The following is a 17,862-nucleotide window of genomic DNA, read 5'->3' as shown; positions in this document are numbered from 1 at the left end:
TGCGGGTGATGGCCATCCAGCGCAGCAGTGAGGCGATCTCCGTCGTGGCCGTCGACCAGGACGGCAACCCGGTCGTCAGCATCGACGAAGTACTCATGCGCTCCTACGACGTCCAGCAGTTCCGGGCCGCGCTGCCCGGCGGCCGCGCGGCACGGTACGGGTTGCGCTGGGCGCCGGCGGAGGTGCTCGCCGACGCCCCGGCCGGGAGCACGGCCGTGCTCGGGGCCGGGCACGTGGCCGGAATTGATGAGCAGTACCCGGATCTGGCGGCACTCGCCTCGGCTCCGATCGTTCCGGGCGTCGTGGTGTGGTCCGAAGCCGCAGCGCTGCACGATGATTCGCAGCCATCCGTACAAGATCGGGTCGATACCGCCCGGCGTACGGTGCGGGACTGGTTGGCCGACGAGCGATTCGCGCGGTCGCGGCTGGTCGTGGTGACCGGCCGGGCGGCTGCGCTGCCCGAAGAGATACCGGACACCGGTTCGGCCGCGGTGTGGGGGCTGATACGAAGCGCCCAGACCGAGTATCCGGGGCGGATCGTCCTGCTCGACGCCGAGGAATCCGCTGGTGTGCAGCACCTTTCGGCCGACTCGATCCGAGCCGTGATCGCGACCGGAGAACCGCAGGCCGCGGTACGGGGCAATGGTGTCCTGGTGCCGCGACTACAGGCGCTGGCAGCCTCGGCGGCCGAGCGGGTGTCGTTCGGTCCCGGGACGGTGCTGATCACCGGCGGTACCGGGGGATTGGGTGCGCTGCTGGCCCGCCACCTGGTCGCCGAACACGGGGTGCGGCACCTGCTTCTGGTCTCACGCCGCGGCGAGAGTGCGGACGGCGCAACGGAACTCGCGGCGGAACTGGCGCGATCCGGTGCCGAAGTGCGGATCGCCGCCTGCGACGTCACCGACCGCGACGCGCTTCGGGACCTGCTGGCCGCCGTGCCCGCGGAGCATCCGCTGACCGGTGTCGTCCACACCGCGGGCGTGCTCGACGACAGCGCCTTCCACACGCTCACCGGCGACCGGATCGACCGGGTGTTCGCCCCCAAGGCCGATGCGGCGTGGACTCTGCACGAGCTCACCCGCGACATGAAGCTGTCGGCGTTCGTGATGTTCTCGTCGATCGCGGGCATGATCGGCTCGGCCGGGCAGGCGAATTACGCTGCCGCGAACAGCTTCCTGGACGCCCTCGCGGTGCAGCGCCGCGCCGCGGGACTGCCGGCGCTCGCGCTCGCCTGGGGGCCGTGGCAGCAGGACATCGGTATGACCGGCGTTCTGGATCGTGCCGCCATGAACCGGTTGGAGCGACTGGGCCTGGCCCCGCTGGATCGTGCCGAGGGCCTGCGCCTGTTCGACGAATCGCTGACCACGGCGGAAGCGGTGTCGGTGCCGGCGCGGCTGGACACCGACAAACTGCGTATGGAATCGCATTCCGGCCCGGTGCCCGCGGTGCTGCGCGGATTCGTTCGTACTCGCACCCGGTCGGTCACGGCGCCGAGCAGTGCGCAGTCGCTCGGCGACCGTCTGCACGGTGTGGCGGAGGCGAAGCGCCGCGGGTTCGTCCTGGACCTGGTGCGCGAACATGTGGCGGCGGTGCTGGGCTATGGCTCGGCCGACGACATCGGACCCGATCGGGGCTTCAACGAACTCGGTTTCGATTCCCTCGGCGGCGTGGAATTCCGAAACCGGCTGGCGAAGGTGACGGGGCTGTCGCTGCCCTCGACCCTGGTATTCGACTACCCGACGGCGGGTGATGTCGCCGACTACCTGCTGGCGCAGACCGTGGTGACCGCGCCGGCGCAACCGCCGTCGGCGACGGCCGACGACCTGGCGCGGCTCGAGGCACTGCTCGAGCGAATCATCGCCAACAGCAGCGACAACGACGAGATCGTCACCGGATTGCGGGGCGTCAACGAGCGCCTCGTCGCCCACCTGGGCGGCACGTGGTCGCGCAGCGGCTACGACGATCTCGAATTCGATTCCGACACTGCGCTATCCGACAGTGAGCTCTTGGATCTGATCGACGAGGAGTTTGGCCCAGCATGAGCAACCCCGGCACCAGCAACGAGGAACGGCTCAGCCGGTATCTGCGCAAGCTCACCGGAGACCTCCGCGCCGCCAAGAAGCACATCCAGGACCTGGAGGACCGGGCCGGCGAACCGATCGCGATCGTCGGCATGAGCTGCCGCTATCCGGGCGGGGTCGAAACTCCGGCGCAGCTGTGGGATCTGGTCGCCTCGGGCACCGATGCCATCGGGCCCTTCCCGGCCGACCGCGGCTGGGACCTCGAGCGGCTGTTCGACACCGATCCCGATACGCCGGGCACCATCTATACCCGCGAAGGCGGATTCCTGGATGCGGCAGGCGATTTCGACGCCGGATTCTTCGGGATCGGCCCGCGCGCGGCCCTGGCGATGGATCCGCAGCAGCGCCTGTTCCTGGAAGCGGCCTGGGAGGCCCTGGAGGATGCGGGCATCGATCCGGTGTCGTTGCGCGGCAGCGACACCGGTGTGTTCGCCGGTGTGATCCATCAGGACTATGGCCCCCGCGTGGGTTCGCCGGGCCTGACCGCCGAGGCGGAAGGCCATGCCTACCTGGGTGTTTCCTCCAGCATCCTCTCCGGCCGGGTCGCCTTCACCTTCGGTTTCAAGGGTCCGGCGCTCTCGGTGGACACCGCGTGCTCGTCGTCGCTGGTCGCCCTGCACCTCGCGTGCCAGGCGCTGCGGCAGGGCGATACCTCGCTCGCCCTGGTCGGCGGCGTCACCGTGATGTCCCATCCGGCCCTGCTGATCGCCTTCGGCCGCCAGCGCGCGCTGTCCCCGGACGCGCGGTGCAAGGCCTTCGCGGCGGCGGCGAACGGGACCGGGTTCTCCGAGGGCCTCGGCATGCTCGCGATCGAGCGACTCTCGGATGCCCGCCGTCTCGGCCACCCCGTCCTCGCGGTCATCCGCGGCAGCGCGATCAACCAGGACGGCGCCAGCAACCGTCTGACCGCACCGAACGGTCCGTCGCAGGAAAAGGTGATCGCGCAGGCTCTCGCCAATGCCGGTCTCACGCCCGCCGACGTCGATGTGGTCGAAGCGCACGGCACCGGCACCACTCTCGGCGACCCGATCGAGGCGCAGGCCCTGATCGCGGCCTACGGTCGCGGACGCGTCGGAGCTCCGCTGCGCCTCGGCTCGCTCAAGTCGAACATCGGGCACACTTCGGCCGCGGCCGGTGTCGGCGGCGTGATCAAGATGGTGCAGGCGCTGCGGCACGAAACGCTGCCCGCCACACTGCATGTCGACGCTCCGACCCCGCACGTGGACTGGTCGGCGGGCTCGGTGCGGCTGCTCACCGCGGCCGAACCGTGGCCGGCGGGGGAGCGGGTGCGTCGCGCCGGTGTGTCCTCCTTCGGCGCCAGCGGCACGAACGCGCACCTGATCCTGGAAGAGGCCCCCGCTCTGGAGGAGGCCCCCGCCGAACCCGCGGACGAGGCCCCCGATCAGGGTGCGCCGCTCGTGGCGTCCGATGTCTCTGCCTGGCTGGTCTCGGCGAAGACCGAGGACGGCCTGCGTGCGCAGGCGGGCAAACTGCGGCAGTGGGTGACCGAACACCCCGACCTGACCGCCGACGAGATCGCCTATTCGCTGTCGACGACCCGCGCCCGGCTGGACTGGCGGGGCACGGTGGTCGCCGGCGACCGGGATGCCATGCTCGCCGGACTGGCAGCGCTCGCGGAACACGGATCGGCGAGCACTGCCGCGGGCGTGACGGCGGCGCAGGCGGTCACGCGCAAGGCAGCGTTCCTGTTCACCGGGCAGGGCGCACAGCGGGCCGGGATGGGACGTGAACTGGCCGAGGCGTTCCCGGCATTCGCCGCCGCGTTGGACGAGGTGTGCGCGCAGTTCGACCCACTCTTGGGCGGTTCGCTGAAGCAGGTGATGTTCACCGGCCGACAGGCCGGCGCTGCCGATACCGCCGTGCTGGATCGGACGGAGTTCACCCAGCCCGCACTGTTCGCCTACGAGGTCGCACTGTGCCGGCTCCTGGAATCCTTCGGCGTGACACCGGATTTCCTGATCGGCCATTCGATCGGTGAGCTGGCCGCCGCGTACATCGCCGGTGTGTGGTCGCTCCCGGACGCGTGCCGGCTGGTCGCGGCCCGCGGCCGCCTCATGGGCCGGCTGCCCGAGGGCGGCGCGATGCTGGCCGTCGCGGCCACCGAGCGCGAGGTGTCCGAGGCGCTCGCCGACCATGCGGACCGCGCGTCCATCGCCGCCGTGAATTCGCCTGCGGCCGTGGTGGTCTCCGGTGACGAGGACGCGGTGACGGCGCTCGAGCAGTGGTTCACCGACCGTGGCCGCAAGACCTCGCGGCTACGGGTGTCGCACGCGTTCCATTCCCACCGCATGGACCCGATGCTGGCCGAGTTCGCCACCGTCGCACGGGACGTGACCTATCGACGCCCGCAGATTCCCCTGGTCTCGAATATCTCCGGCCGGATCGCCGGTGATGAGGTACTCGAGCCCGCCTACTGGGTCCAGCAGGTGCGGGCGGGTGTGCAGTTCACCCGGGGCGTCGAGACCCTCGCGGCCTCGGGTGTACGCCGATTCCTGGAGATCGGTCCCGATGCGGTCCTGACGGCCATGACCCGGCAATGCCTGCCGGAGGACCTCGAATCCCAGTCGTCGGTGATCGCCGGAGCCCGCCGGGGCCGGGCCGAGGTCGAGCAGTTCGTCACCTGCCTGGCCCACGCGCACACGGTCGGCCTCGAGGTGGACTGGACCGCGTTCTTCGCCGGTCGGCCGGTCTCGCGAGTGTCGTTGCCCACCTACGCTTTCCAGCGCCGCCGCTACTGGCTCGAGCCTGCACACGGCGCCGCCGGTGTCGAGTCCGCAGGTTTGGGTGCGGTGCAGCATCCGCTGCTGGGCGCGGTGGTCTCGGAACCCGAATCCGGTGGCGTGTTGTTGACCGGCCGGCTGTCGGTGGCCACCCATCCCTGGCTGGCCGACCATGCGGTGGCCGGGTCGGTCCTGCTGCCCGGGACCGGATTCGTGGAGCTGGCGCTGCGCGCCGGCGCCGAAGCCGGGTGCCCGGCGATCGAGGAACTGACGCTGCGCGCGCCCCTGGTCCTGCCCGCGGCCGGCGGTGTGCAGATCCAGGTCGTCGTCGGCGGGCCGGAACACGAACTCACGCAACGGCCGGTATCGATCTACGCTCGCGCCGAACACGATCGCGACGGAGAGTGGGTACTCAACGCGCGGGGTCTGCTGACCACCCGCGACGACGCCACCGAACCCGGATCGCAGGCCTGGCCGCCTGCCGAGGCGACCGATCTCGACGTCTCGGCCGCGTACACGGCCCTGCTGACACGCGGTTACGACTACGGCCCGGCGTTCCAGGGCGTGCGGGCGCTGTGGCGGCGCGGCGACGAGGTGTTCGCCGAGGTCGCCATCGATACCGATACCGGGATGCGAGCCGAGGGTTTCGGCATCCATCCGGCACTGCTGGACGCGGCCTTGCAGGCGGGACTGCTGGCCGGAGTGTCCGAAGAGTCTGCGGGACAGCCGGATTCACCGTTCACGGTGGCGGCCGGCCAGGTGGTGCTGCCGTTCTCCTGGGAGTCGGTGTCGCTGTACGCGGCCGAAGCGTCGGTCCTGCGCGTGCGCCTGACCACGACCGGATCGTCGGTATCGGTGTGGGCGGGCGACGAGCAGGGGCAACCCGTGCTGTCGGGTTCGGTGACGCCCCGCCCGATGCCATTGGCGCAGCTGGCCGCCGCCGGTGCGAGCGGCGCGGCCGATCCACTGCTGGAACTGGTGTGGTCGCCGACCGCGTCCGAGCCCGTGGTGGCGGATGTCGTTGTGAGCCGGTGGGATCGGCTGGATCCGCAGTCACCGGTACCCCCGGTGGTGATCGTCGAGGCCGGGTCCGGCTGGAACGAACACACCGGCACCGACGTGGTGACCACCACCCACACCGAGGTCGCACGAATCCTCGAGGTGGTGCAGGTCTGGCTGGATCAGGACCGGTTCGCCTCGAGCACCCTGCTGGTCGCCACGCGCGGCGCGGCCGCCCTGCCCGGTGAGGACCTCACCGACCTCGCGGGCGCCGCCGTGTGGGGCCTGGTCCGTACCGCGCAGACGGAGGACCCGGGCCGAATTGTCCTGGTGGACGCGGACACCGGCCTCGACGAGCGACTCGCGGCCACCGTCCTGGCCGTGGACGAACCCCAGGTGGTCGTGCGCGCCGGCGTCACCCACACCGCTCGACTGACCCGGCCTGCACCCGTGTCATCCACGCGTGGCGAGGAATCCGCCTTCGGCGCGGGAATGGTGCTGATCACCGGCGGCACAGGCGGTTTGGGCGCCGTGGTGGCCCGGCACGTCGTCGTCGAGCACGGCGTCCGGTCGCTGCTGCTGGTCAGCCGCAGCGGTCCGCAGGCCGAGGGCGTGACAGCCCTCTGCGACGAGTTGACGGACCTGGGCGCACAGGTGCGAGTCGCGGCCTGTGACGTCACCGCCCCCGACGCGGTGGCCCGCCTCCTGGCCGACGCACCCGAGCCGCCGACCGCCGTGATCCACGCCGCGGGTGTGCTCGACGACGGGATCATCGCGTCCCTGACACCGCAGCGGCTGGACGCGGTCCTGGCGCCGAAGGCAGACGCCGCCTGGCACCTGCACGAGGCGACCGCGGATCTGAATCTGGCTGCGTTCGTGGTGTTCTCCTCGGTGTCCGGCACCATCGGCGGACCCGGGCAGGCCAACTACGCCGCCGCGAACACCTTCCTCGACGCCCTGGTGACGCACCGGCGTGCACGAGGACTGGCCGGGCAATCGCTGGCCTGGGGTCCGTGGGCACGCTCGAGCAGCATGACCGGACACCTGGGTGAGACCGATGTGGCCCGGATGAGCCGCGGCGGCTTCACCGCGATGCCGGACGAGCAGGCACTGGCCGGATGGGATGCGGCGCTTGCTCAGGACACGGCGCTGGCGGTGATCGCGGCCGTGGACACCGCCGCGATTCGCGCTCGCGCCGAGTCGGGACTCCTGCCGCCGCTGCTGCGGGAACTGGCGCCGGCCGTGGCCCGGCGTCCGGCGGCGACGACCTCGGCGGCGGCATCCGGTCTCCGGCAACGACTCACCGGTCTGGATGCCGATCAGCAGCGGCAGGCGGTACTCGCGACCGTGCGCACCCACATCGCGGCCGTGCTCGGTCACGACGGTGCCTCCGCGATCGAACCTGATTCCGCCTTCCAGGACCTGGGATTCGATTCCCTGAGCGCGGTCGAGTTGCGCAACCGGCTCAAGACCGCCACCGGCCTGTCACTGTCGGCCGCAGTCGTTTTCGACTACCCGACACCACGGACTCTGGCCGCCTATCTGGCCGGCGAGCTCACCGGCACCGGGCGCGACATCGCCGTTACGGCCACCAAGGCCGCCGACGACGAACCGATTGCGATCGTCGGCATGGCGTGCCGGTACCCGGGCGGCGTCAGTTCTCCCGAGCAGCTGTGGAGTCTGGTCGCGAACGGGACCGACGCGACGTCGGAGTTCCCGGTGAACCGAGGCTGGGATACCGACCGTCTGTACGACCCCACCGGCGAGACGCCGCACACCACCTACACGCGCGAGGGTGGATTCCTGCACTCCGCAGGTGAATTCGATCCCGCGTTCTTCGGCATCAGCCCCAATGAAGCCGCGGTGATGGATCCGCAGCAGTTCCTGCTGCTGGAAACCTCCTGGGAGGCGTTGGAGCGGGCCGGAGTCGATCCGGCGGAACTGCGCGGCAGTTCGACCGGGGTGTTCACCGGCATGATGTATCACGACTATCCGGTCAACGCGAACGCGGGATCCATTGCCTCCGGCCGGGTTTCGTATGTGTTCGGGCTGGAGGGCCCGGCGGTCACCGTGGATACGGCGTGCTCGTCCTCGCTGGTGGCGATGCACCTGGCGTCGCAGTCGCTGCGGTCGGGGGAGTGTGATCTGGCATTGGCCGGTGGTGTCGCGGTGATGGCGACGCCGGAAACGTTCGTGGAGTTCAGCCGCCAGCGCGGGCTGGCCCCGGACGGGCGGAGCAAGTCGTTCTCCGACACCGCCGACGGTGTGGCGTGGTCCGAAGGCGCCGGTGTGCTGGTGTTGGAGCGGCTGTCCGACGCCCGCCGCAATGGTCATGACGTGCTCGCGGTGGTTTCCGGTTCGGCGGTGAATCAGGATGGCGCGTCGAATGGCCTGACCGCGCCGAACGGTCCGTCGCAGCGGCGGGTGATCCGCCAAGCGCTGGCGAATGCCGGGGTGTCCTCGGCCGACGTCGATGCGGTGGAGGCCCACGGCACCGGCACGACACTGGGTGATCCGATCGAGGCCGAAGCGCTGCTGGCCACGTACGGGCAGGACCGTGCGGCGGATCGTCCGCTCTGGCTGGGGTCGTTGAAGTCCAATATCGGTCATGCCCAGGCCGCCGCGGGCGTGGGTGGCGTGATCAAGATGGTGATGGCCATGCGCCACGGCGTGCTGCCCAAGACGCTGCACGTCGATGCGCCCAGCACCAAAGTCGATTGGACCCAGGGCCATGTCCGGTTGCTGACCGAGGCGGTGGCGTGGCCGGAGGTGGATCGTCCGCGTCGTGCCGGTGTGTCCTCGTTCGGTATCAGCGGCACGAATGCGCACGTCATCCTCGAGCAGGCTCCGGCGGCGGACCCGGCTTCGGCCGTGGTCGAGACCGTCCCGGCCGGTGGAGTGCTGCCGTGGGTGGTCTCGGCGCGCGGTAGCGCCGCCCTCGCCGCTCAGGCCGAGCGTCTGACATCGCTTGCGGGTGACCAGGATCCGGCGGATATCGGTTTCTCGCTGGCGTCGACGCGCAGTGTTTTCGAGCACCGTGCGGTGGTCGTGGCCGCGGGCCGCGATGGTCTGCTGGCAGGTGTGCGCGCGTTGGCCGCGGGTGCATCGGCTACCGGTGTGATGTCCGGTCGTGTGGTGTCGGGTTCGACCGGTGTGGTGTTCTCGGGTCAGGGTGCGCAGTGGGCCGGTATGGCTGCCGAGTTGCGTGTGGCGTATCCGGTGTTCGCCGAGGTGTTCGATGCGATTGTCGCCGGGCTGGATCCGCTGCTGGGGCAGCAGGTTTCGCTGACTGAAGCCTTGGCCGTTGCCGACCTGGTGGACCAGACGGTGTTTGCGCAGGCGGGTTTGTTCGCGTTCGAGGTGGCGTTGTTCCGTTTGCTCGAATCGTGGGGCGTGCGTGCGGATGTGGTGGCGGGTCATTCGATTGGTGAGGTGGCTGCCGCGCATGTGGCGGGTGTGTTGTCTCTGGCGGATGCGTGTGTGCTGGTGGCCGCGCGTGGCCGGTTGATGCAGGCGCTGCCCGCCGGTGGGGCGATGGTCGCTGTTGGTGCGTCCGAGGCCGATGTGTTGCCGTTGCTGGCCGGTGAGGTGTCGATCGCGGCGGTGAACGGCCCTGCGTCGGTGGTGCTTTCCGGCGTCGAGGCCGATGTCGTCGCTGTCGTCGAGCGCTGTGCCGAGCAGGGCTGGCGGACACATCGACTACGTGTCTCGCATGCTTTCCATTCGACCCTGATGGAGCCGATGCTGTCCGAATTCGCCACGGCCATAGCGGGTTTGACCTTCGGCAGCCCGCGAATTCCGTTGGTGTCGACCGTGACCGGGGCCGAGGTCGGCGACGAGATGTCGGCCCCGTCGTATTGGGTCGGTCAGGTCCGGGACACGGTGCGTTTCGCCGACGCGGTCACCGCAATGGCCCGCCTGGGCGTAAGCAGGTTCGCCGAGGTCGGTCCCGATGCGGTACTGACCCCGATGGTCGCCCAAACTCTGGATACCGCAACCACAATCGCGCTGACCAGGCGTGACAACGCGAACGCCACGACCGTCGTCAGTGCGGTGGCCGGGCTGTTCGTCTCCGGCGCGCAGGTGGACTGGGCCGGCTTCTACACCGGTACCGGGGCTCGGCGAATCGACCTGCCCACCTACGCCTTCCAGCACGAGCGCTTCTGGCTCGATGCCCGGCAGATGCTGGCCCAGTCGTGGCTCGGCGCCGAACTGGGCGGAGTCACCTCGGTCGGTCTCGACGCGGTGGACCATCCCCTGCTCGGTGCGGTTGTGCCGCACCCGGATTCGGGTGCGGTGAGCTTCACCGGCCGCTGGTCGCTGGACTCGGTCGAATGGCTGGCCGACCACAGCGTGCTCGGCACCGTGCTGCTGCCGGGCACCGGTTTCGTCGAGCTGGCCGGCCACGTCGGCGGTCTGCTGGGTTGCGCGGTGGTGGAGGAGCTCGTGCTGCACACCCCGCTGACGCTGCCGGCCGACGGCAGTGTCGCGGTGCAGGTGGTGGCGGCCGCGGCCGACGACGCCGGTCGTCGCCGGCTGACCGTCCATTCACAGCAGACGGCACAGGGTCCGTGGGCGCTCCACGCCGAAGGTGTTCTCGCGCCGGGCGAGGTGGTGGCCGACTTCGACCTCACCGCCTGGCCTCCGGCCGGTGCGCGGCCGTTGCCCGTCGATGGCGTGTACGACGAGCTGCTCGACATCGGCTATGGCTACGGCCCGTTCTTCCAAGGATTGCGGTCGGCCTGGCAGCGCGACAATGAGTTGTTCGCCGAGGTCGCGCTGCCGGACCCGAAGGACGCCAAGGGTTTCGGGATCCATCCGGCACTGTTCGACTCGGCCCTGCATGTCGGCATCGTGCATGGCCGTGACGGTGATGCCGCCGTGCTGCCGTTCACCTGGAACCGGGTCGTGTTGCACTCGGCAGCTGCTCCCGCGCTGCGGGTGCGCATCGTGCGTGAAGAGGGCCGGTTCGCTGTGCAGCTCGCCGATGCGCAGGGCCGGCCGGTGATGTCGGTGGGGGCCTTGGTCTCTCGGCCGGTGTCGGCTGAACGCCTGGGCGCGGACCGGGTGTCGGAAGCCCTCTTCGGGGTGGATTGGGTCGCTGTCGCGCCGTCGCCGGCGACCGTCGATCATCGTGATCTCGCGGGATTGATCGCCGATCTGGATGCCGATCCCGATTCGGTTGTTCCCGAGATCGTCTTGTTCGAGTGCCCGCACTTCGACGATGTGCCGCCTCGAGCCGCACGGCAGGTCGCGACCAGCGTCCTCGACGCCGTCAAGGGTTGGTTGTCCGACACTCGTTTCGCCGGTTCCCGTTTGGTGGTGCTCACCAAACACGCAGTGTCCGTGGATGATTCCGAGTCCGTGGATCTGGCGCAGGCGCCGGTCTGGGGCTTGCTGCGTGCCGCACAGGCGGAAAACCCCGGTCGTTTCCAGCTTCTCGATCTGGATGAATACGGTGATCCGTCCGCGGTGGCGGCCGTGGCCGCCGCTGTCGCGTCGGAGCCCGAGGTGGCGCTCCGGGGCGCGAGCGTGTTCGTGCCGCGTCTGACCGCTCACGCACCCGGCACGATCGATCGATCGACCACACCGGGCACTGTCCTGATCACCGGTGGCACGGGTGGTCTGGGCGCGGTGATCGCCCGGCACCTCGTGACCGAACACGGTGTGCGCCATCTGCTTCTGACCTCTCGGCGTGGCCTGGATGCTCCCGGCGCTGCCGAGCTTCGCCGGGAGCTGGCCGAGCTCGGTGCCGAGGTCACCATCGCCGCGTGCGACGTCTCCGATCGAAACGCGCTCGCGGCACTGCTCGACAGCATGTCGGATCAGCATCCGCTGACGGGTGTGGTGCACGCGGCGGGAACCGCCGACAACGGCGTGATCGAGTCGATCACCGCGGATCGCATCGACGGCGTCTTCCGGCCCAAGGTCGACGCGGCCTGGCATCTGCACGAGCTCACTCGCGACCTCTCGCTGTCGTTGTTCGTGCTGGTGTCGTCCGCGGGCGGCCTGGTGCTGGCCGCCGGCCAAGCGAACTACGCCGCGGCGAATGTCTTCCTGGATGCGCTGGCGGCTCATCGCCGCGGCCTGGGATTGCCTGCCACATCCCTGGATTACGGAATGTGGGCGCGCTCGAGCGGACTCGGGACCGAACTGTCCGAGGACGACTTCGACCGGATGCGCCGGCAGGGTTTCCCGCCGCTGTCCGAGGCCGAGGGTCTGGCGCTGTTCGATGCGGCGATATCGACCGATACCGCCCAGCTGGTGGCGCTGCGGGTCGACAAGGCCGTGCTACGGACGCGGGGCGAGCAGATTCCCGCTCTGGTCCGTGCGCTCGTACCGGCCCCGGTCCGGCGCCGGACGCCGGCGGCGGGCCAGGCCTTCCTGCGCACGCTGGCCGGACTGTCGGACGCCGATCGCAAGACCGCTCAGCTCGACCTGGTCCGTTCGGTGGCCGCCGAGATCCTCGGGCACGCCTCCATGGCAGCTGTCGAACCCCAGCAGGCTTTCCAGCAGCTCGGTTTCGATTCGTTGAGCGCCATCGAGTTCCGCAACAAGCTCAATGCCGCGACCGGTCTGCAACTGCCCGCGACGCTCGTCTTCGACTACCCCAACGCGCAGATCGTCGCCGAGTTCATCGACTCCCAGCTCACCGGCAGCGCTGCCGCCGAGGAGGTCGTGGTCAGCCGGGTCCGAACCGGCGATGACCCGATCGCGGTGGTGGCGATGAGCTGCCGCTACCCCGGTGGCGTCGCCTCGCCCGAAGACCTGTGGGGTCTGGTCACCTCGGGTATCGACACCACCGGCGACATGCCGATGGACCGCGGCTGGGACATCGACGGCATCTTCGATCCCGAACCCGGCAAGGCGGGCAAGACCTATACCCGCCAAGGTGGATTCCTGTACTCCGCAGCGGAATTCGATGCGGACTTCTTCGGGATCAGTCCCAATGAGGCCACGGTGATGGACCCCCAGCAGCGATTGCTGCTGGAGGTCTCGTGGGAGGCATTGGAGCGCGCCGGTGTGGATCCGGCAGTGCTGCGCGGCAGCTCGACCGGTGTCTTCACCGGTGTGATGTACCACGACTACGCCCAGGCGACCGGTACCGGCAGCGGCGCCGCGGGCAGTTTGGTCTCGGGCCGGGTGTCCTACGTGTTCGGCCTGGAAGGCCCTGCGGTCACCGTGGATACAGCGTGTTCGTCGTCGCTGGTGGCGCTGCATCTGGCGTCGCAGTCGCTGCGGTCGGGGGAGTGTGATCTGGCATTGGCCGGCGGTGTCGCTGTGATGGCCACCCCGGACATGTTCCTCGAGTTCGGTCGTCAGCGGGGTCTGTCCCCGGATGGACGGTGCAAGTCCTTCGCTGACGCGGCCGATGGCGTGGGCTGGTCCGAGGGCGCTGGCGTTCTGGTGCTGGAGCGGTTGTCCGACGCGCAGCGCAACGGGCATCAGGTGCTCGCGGTGATCGCTGGTTCGGCGGTGAATCAGGATGGCGCGTCGAATGGTCTGACCGCGCCGAACGGTCCGTCGCAGCGCCGAGTGATTCGCCAAGCTTTGGCCAATGCCGGTGTCTCGCCGGTCGAGGTCGATGTCGTGGAGGCCCACGGCACCGGTACGACGCTGGGCGACCCGATCGAGGCTCAAGCGCTTTTGGCGACTTACGGCCAGGATCGTGACGCGGACCGTCCGTTGTGGTTGGGTTCGCTGAAGTCCAACATCGGTCACGCCCAGGCCGCGGCCGGTGTGGGCGGTGTGATCAAGATGATCATGGCGATGCAGCACGGGGTGCTGCCCCGAACCCTGCATGTGGATCAGCCCTCCACGAAGGTCGACTGGTCCGAGGGCCATGTGCGGTTGCTGACCGAGGCGGTGGCGTGGCCGGAGGCGGATCGTCCGCGTCGTGCGGGTGTGTCCTCGTTCGGGATCAGTGGCACCAACGCACACGTCATCGTCGAGCAGGCCCCGGCGACCGCCACGGTGGAACAGGCTCCCGTGGCGGACTCGGTGCCGACCGTAGTGCCGTGGATGCTCTCGGCACGCAGCGACGAGGCGCTCGCCGATCAGGCCGCCCGCCTGACATCGGCTGTGGCCGAACACGATCCGATCGATATCGGCTTCTCGCTGGCATCGACGCGCGTCGTGTTCGAGCATCGCGCGGTGGTCGTGGCCGAGGACCGTGATGGTCTCCTCGCGGGAGCGCGGGCACTGGCTGCGGGTGTGCAGGCACCCGGTGTGGTGACCGGTCGTGTGGTGTCGGGTTCGACGGGTGTGGTGTTCTCGGGTCAAGGTGCGCAGTGGGCCGGTATGGCTGCCGAGCTACATGCCGCGTATCCGGTGTTCGCCGAGGCGTTCGATGCGATTGTCGCCGGGCTGGATCCGATGCTGGGGCAGTCGGTTTCGTTGAGCGAGGCGTTGGCGAGCGCTGATCTGGTTGATCGGACGGTGTTCGCGCAGGCGGGTTTGTTCGCGTTCGAGGTGGCGTTGTTCCGTCTGCTCGAATCCTGGGGCGTGCGTGCGGATGTGGTGGCGGGTCATTCGATCGGTGAGGTGGCTGCCGCGCATGTGGCCGGGGTGCTGTCTCTGACGGATGCGTGCGTATTGGTGGCCGCGCGTGGCCGTTTGATGCAGGCGCTGCCGGCCGGTGGGGCCATGGTCGCCGTCGCCGCCTCCGAGATCGATGTGCTGCCACTGCTGGTGGCCGGTGAAGTGTCGATCGCGGCGGTGAATGGTCCGTCGTCGGTCGTGCTCTCCGGCGTCGAGAATGATGTCCTTGTTGTCGCTGAGCGGTGTGCCGAGCAGGGTTGGCGGACGCACCGGTTGCGCGTCTCGCATGCCTTCCATTCGGTCTCGATGGAGCCGATGCTGGCCGAATTCGCTACGGCGATCGAGGGTTTGACCTTCGCCCGCCCGAGTATCCCGTTGGTGTCGACCGTGACCGGTGCCCGGATCGGTGACGAGATGTCGGATCCGTCGTACTGGGTGGATCAGGTTCGAGAGACCGTGCGTTTCGCCGATGCGGTGACCGCGATGGCGGGTATGGGTGTGTCCAGATTCGCCGAGGTCGGACCCGACGCGGTACTGACCCCGATGATCGCCCAGACCCTCGATGACGGGGATGGCTCGGCCGCAACGGTGGTGGCGCTGGCACGTCGAGACTATGCCGATGCGTCGGCCGTGTGGAACGCGGTCGCCGGGCTGTTCGTGGCCGGCGCTCCCGTCGACTGGTCCGGTGTGTACGCCGGGACGGGAGCCCAGCGAATCGACCTGCCCACCTATGCTTTCCAGCGCCGCCGCTACTGGATGCGCGAGGGGTCCGCGGGTGCTGGTGACGCCCGGTCCATGGGTCTGGCGGCTACCGGACACCCTCTGATTTCGGCGATGGTGTCACAACCGGACTCCGGCGCGGTGATCCTGACCGGTCGCCTCTCGGTGGAGACCCATCCGTGGCTGGCCGATCACCGGGTCCTGGGCACCGTGTTGTTCCCCGGCACCGGTTTGGTCGAACTCGCCCTGCATGCCGGGGAGCGAGTGGGCCACACCAGCCTGGAGGATCTGGTGCTCCAGGCTCCGCTGGTGCTGCCGGAGTCCGGCGGCGTCGCGGTGCGCATCGTGGTGGCGGCCGAGGACGAAACCGGCCGTCGCGCGGTGCGGATCTACTCCTGCCCCGATGGCGACGTCGATTCCGCCACGCCGTGGACGCTGAATGCCGAAGGCGCACTTGCGCCGGACGAGGTGGAGGCCCCTGTCGCCCTCACCTCATGGCCTCCGGTCGGTGCGCAGCCCCTGCCCATCGACGGTGTCTACGACGAGCTGCTCGATGCCGGGTACGGCTACGGTCCCTTCTTCCAGGGATTGCAGGCGGTATGGCAGCGCGGCGATGACGTGTTCGCCGAGGTCGCGCTTCCGGATCCACAGGCAGCCCAGGGTTTCGGTCTGCATCCCGCGCTGCTCGATGCCGCGCTGCACGCCCTGCGCCTGGCGGGCTACCTGTCCGCGGAGGGAACCGGACCGGCATTGCCATTCGAGTGGTCCGGTGTCACCCTGCACGCGGCGGAACCGGGCGCGTTGCGCGTCCGGCTGACCCGCGTCGGCGAGCATGCGGTGGCCATGGATCTGGCGGATCCGACCGGTGCTCCGGTGGCGACGGTGCGGCATCTGGCCTCCCGGCCAATCGATCCCGCACAGCTGACCACCGGCGCATCCACCGTCGGCAACGCGCTGTTCCAGGTCGATTGGACACCGCTCTCGATATCCGAGGCCGAGGTCAGCGTCGTGTCCTGGGCGGATCTCGGTGACGAGGTCCCGGCCGCGGTAGTGCTGGATTGCCCGGCTGGTAATGATCCCGTCGGCGTTCGTTCCGCGACTCACACTGTGCTGCAAGCACTTCAGTCCTGGATTGCCGATCACCGGTTCACCGAGTCGGTGCTGGTGGTTCGGACCAGCGGCGCGGTCTCGGTTGCTGGAGAGGACATTACGAACCTGGCCGGTGCCGCCGTCGGTGGTCTGGTGCGATCCGCGCAGGCGGAGAACCCGGGACGGATCGTGTTGGTGGACGCCGATTCCGACCTGCACGGGCTGCTCGGCGGAATCCTGGCCTCCGGGGAGCCCCAGGCCGCCGTCCGTGGCGGTCAGGTGCATGTCGCGCGACTCGCCCGAGCCGCCGCGTCGACCGCCTCGGCGCCGAGTTCCGCTCTCGGTCCGGACGAAACCGTTCTGATCACCGGCGCCAGCGGCTTCCTCGGCGGACTGTTCGCCCGGCATCTGGTCGACACCCAGGGTGTCCGTCACCTGCTGATGCTCAGCCGCCGCGGTGAATCCGCTCCGGGCGCAGCCGAGTTGCGCGCGGAACTGGAGCATCTCGGTGCCGAGGTCGAGTTCGTCGCCTGCGATGTCACCGACCGTGACGCGCTCGCGCAGGTATTGGCCGCCATCCCGGCGAACCGCCCGCTCACGGGTGTGTTCCATACGGCCGGTGTGCTCGACGACGGCGCCATCGGTTCACTCACCGCGGATCGCATGGACACGGTCCTGCGGCCCAAGGTCGACGCCGCCCTGCACCTGCACGAGCTGACCGCCGATCTGCCCTTGAAGGTGTTCGTGCTGTTCAGTTCGGCGGCCGGTGCGTTCGGCAACCCTGGTCAGGGCAACTATGCCGCGGCCAACGCCTGCCTGGACGCCTTGGCATTGCACCGCAGGGCATCCGGGCGTAGCGGACAGTCGCTGGCGTGGGGTCTGTGGGGCACCGACGGCGGTATGGCCACGGAGCTCAGCGAGGTCGACCGGCAGCGCATGTCCCGTTCCGGCATGCTGCCGCTGTCGGAGGAACAGGGCCTGGCATTGTTCGCCGCGGCCACCGGAATCGATACGGCGGCTCCGATCCTCGCCCGCCTCGATCTGGAGAGCCTCCGCAGTGCGGGGTTCGCCGCGGCCCTGCTGTCCGGCCTGGTCCCCGCGCGCCGCAAAGCCGCCTCGGACGCGCCGGCGGCACTGCGGACTCGTTTGGCGAATACTCCCGGGAGCGAACGCCTCGGTGTACTCGCCGAAATCGTTCGCGGTCAGGTCGCGGCGGTACTCGGTCATCAGAACGCGAATGCGATCGCGGGCGACCGGGCCTTCAGCGAGCTGGGCTTCGATTCGATCACCGCCGTCGAGTTCCGCAACGCCCTCAAAGCCGTGACGGGCCTGCGGTTGCCGGCCACGCTGGTATTCGACTATCCGACGCCGCAGGCGCTGGCCGAATACCTGGCCGACGAGTTCACCGACGAGCACCGGACCGGCCCATCGACAGATCTGTCGGAGAACGATATTCGCCGGGCTCTCCAGACGATTCCGCTCACCCGCCTGCGCGACGCGGGCCTGTTGGATGCCCTCATGAAACTCGCCGGCGGGCAGGAAAGCCCCGGCGAGATCGAGCAGAGCATCACCGAGGAATCGATCGACGAGCTCGATATCGACGACCTGATCGACCTGGCTTACAACAACTCCTCAGAAGACTGACGGCGCAATTCGCCGACGCGTCACGCTGACCTTAGGAAGAGCTAGCA

Annotated in this window: 2 protein-coding genes (1 of these 2 cut by a window edge); both read left to right on the top strand. The window is 69.3% G+C overall.

Going from position 1 to position 17,862, the window contains the following annotated elements; all coding sequences use genetic code 11:
* Positions 1-2,042 carry the final stretch of a type I polyketide synthase gene (locus tag ABZV44_RS30790; RefSeq protein WP_354843832.1) on the top strand. It extends 11,791 nt beyond the left edge of the window, so 2,042 of the gene's 13,833 nt are visible here — the last part of the coding sequence; its start codon lies beyond the left edge, outside the window; its stop codon occupies positions 2,040-2,042.
* A complete protein-coding gene (locus ABZV44_RS30785) occupies positions 2,039-17,815 on the top strand; it encodes a type I polyketide synthase (protein WP_354843829.1) in 15,777 nt (5,258 codons plus the stop codon). Before ABZV44_RS30790 ends, ABZV44_RS30785 begins: the two co-directional genes overlap by 4 nt.
* Positions 17,816-17,862 lie beyond the last annotated feature (47 nt).

The sequence above is a fragment of the Nocardia sp. NPDC004860 genome, from assembly GCF_040609015.1.
In the GTDB taxonomy this organism is placed as follows: Bacteria; Actinomycetota; Actinomycetes; order Mycobacteriales; family Mycobacteriaceae; genus Nocardia.
The sequence above is the reverse complement of the archived record's forward strand: the minus strand, read 5'-3'. Positions and strand labels throughout refer to the sequence as shown.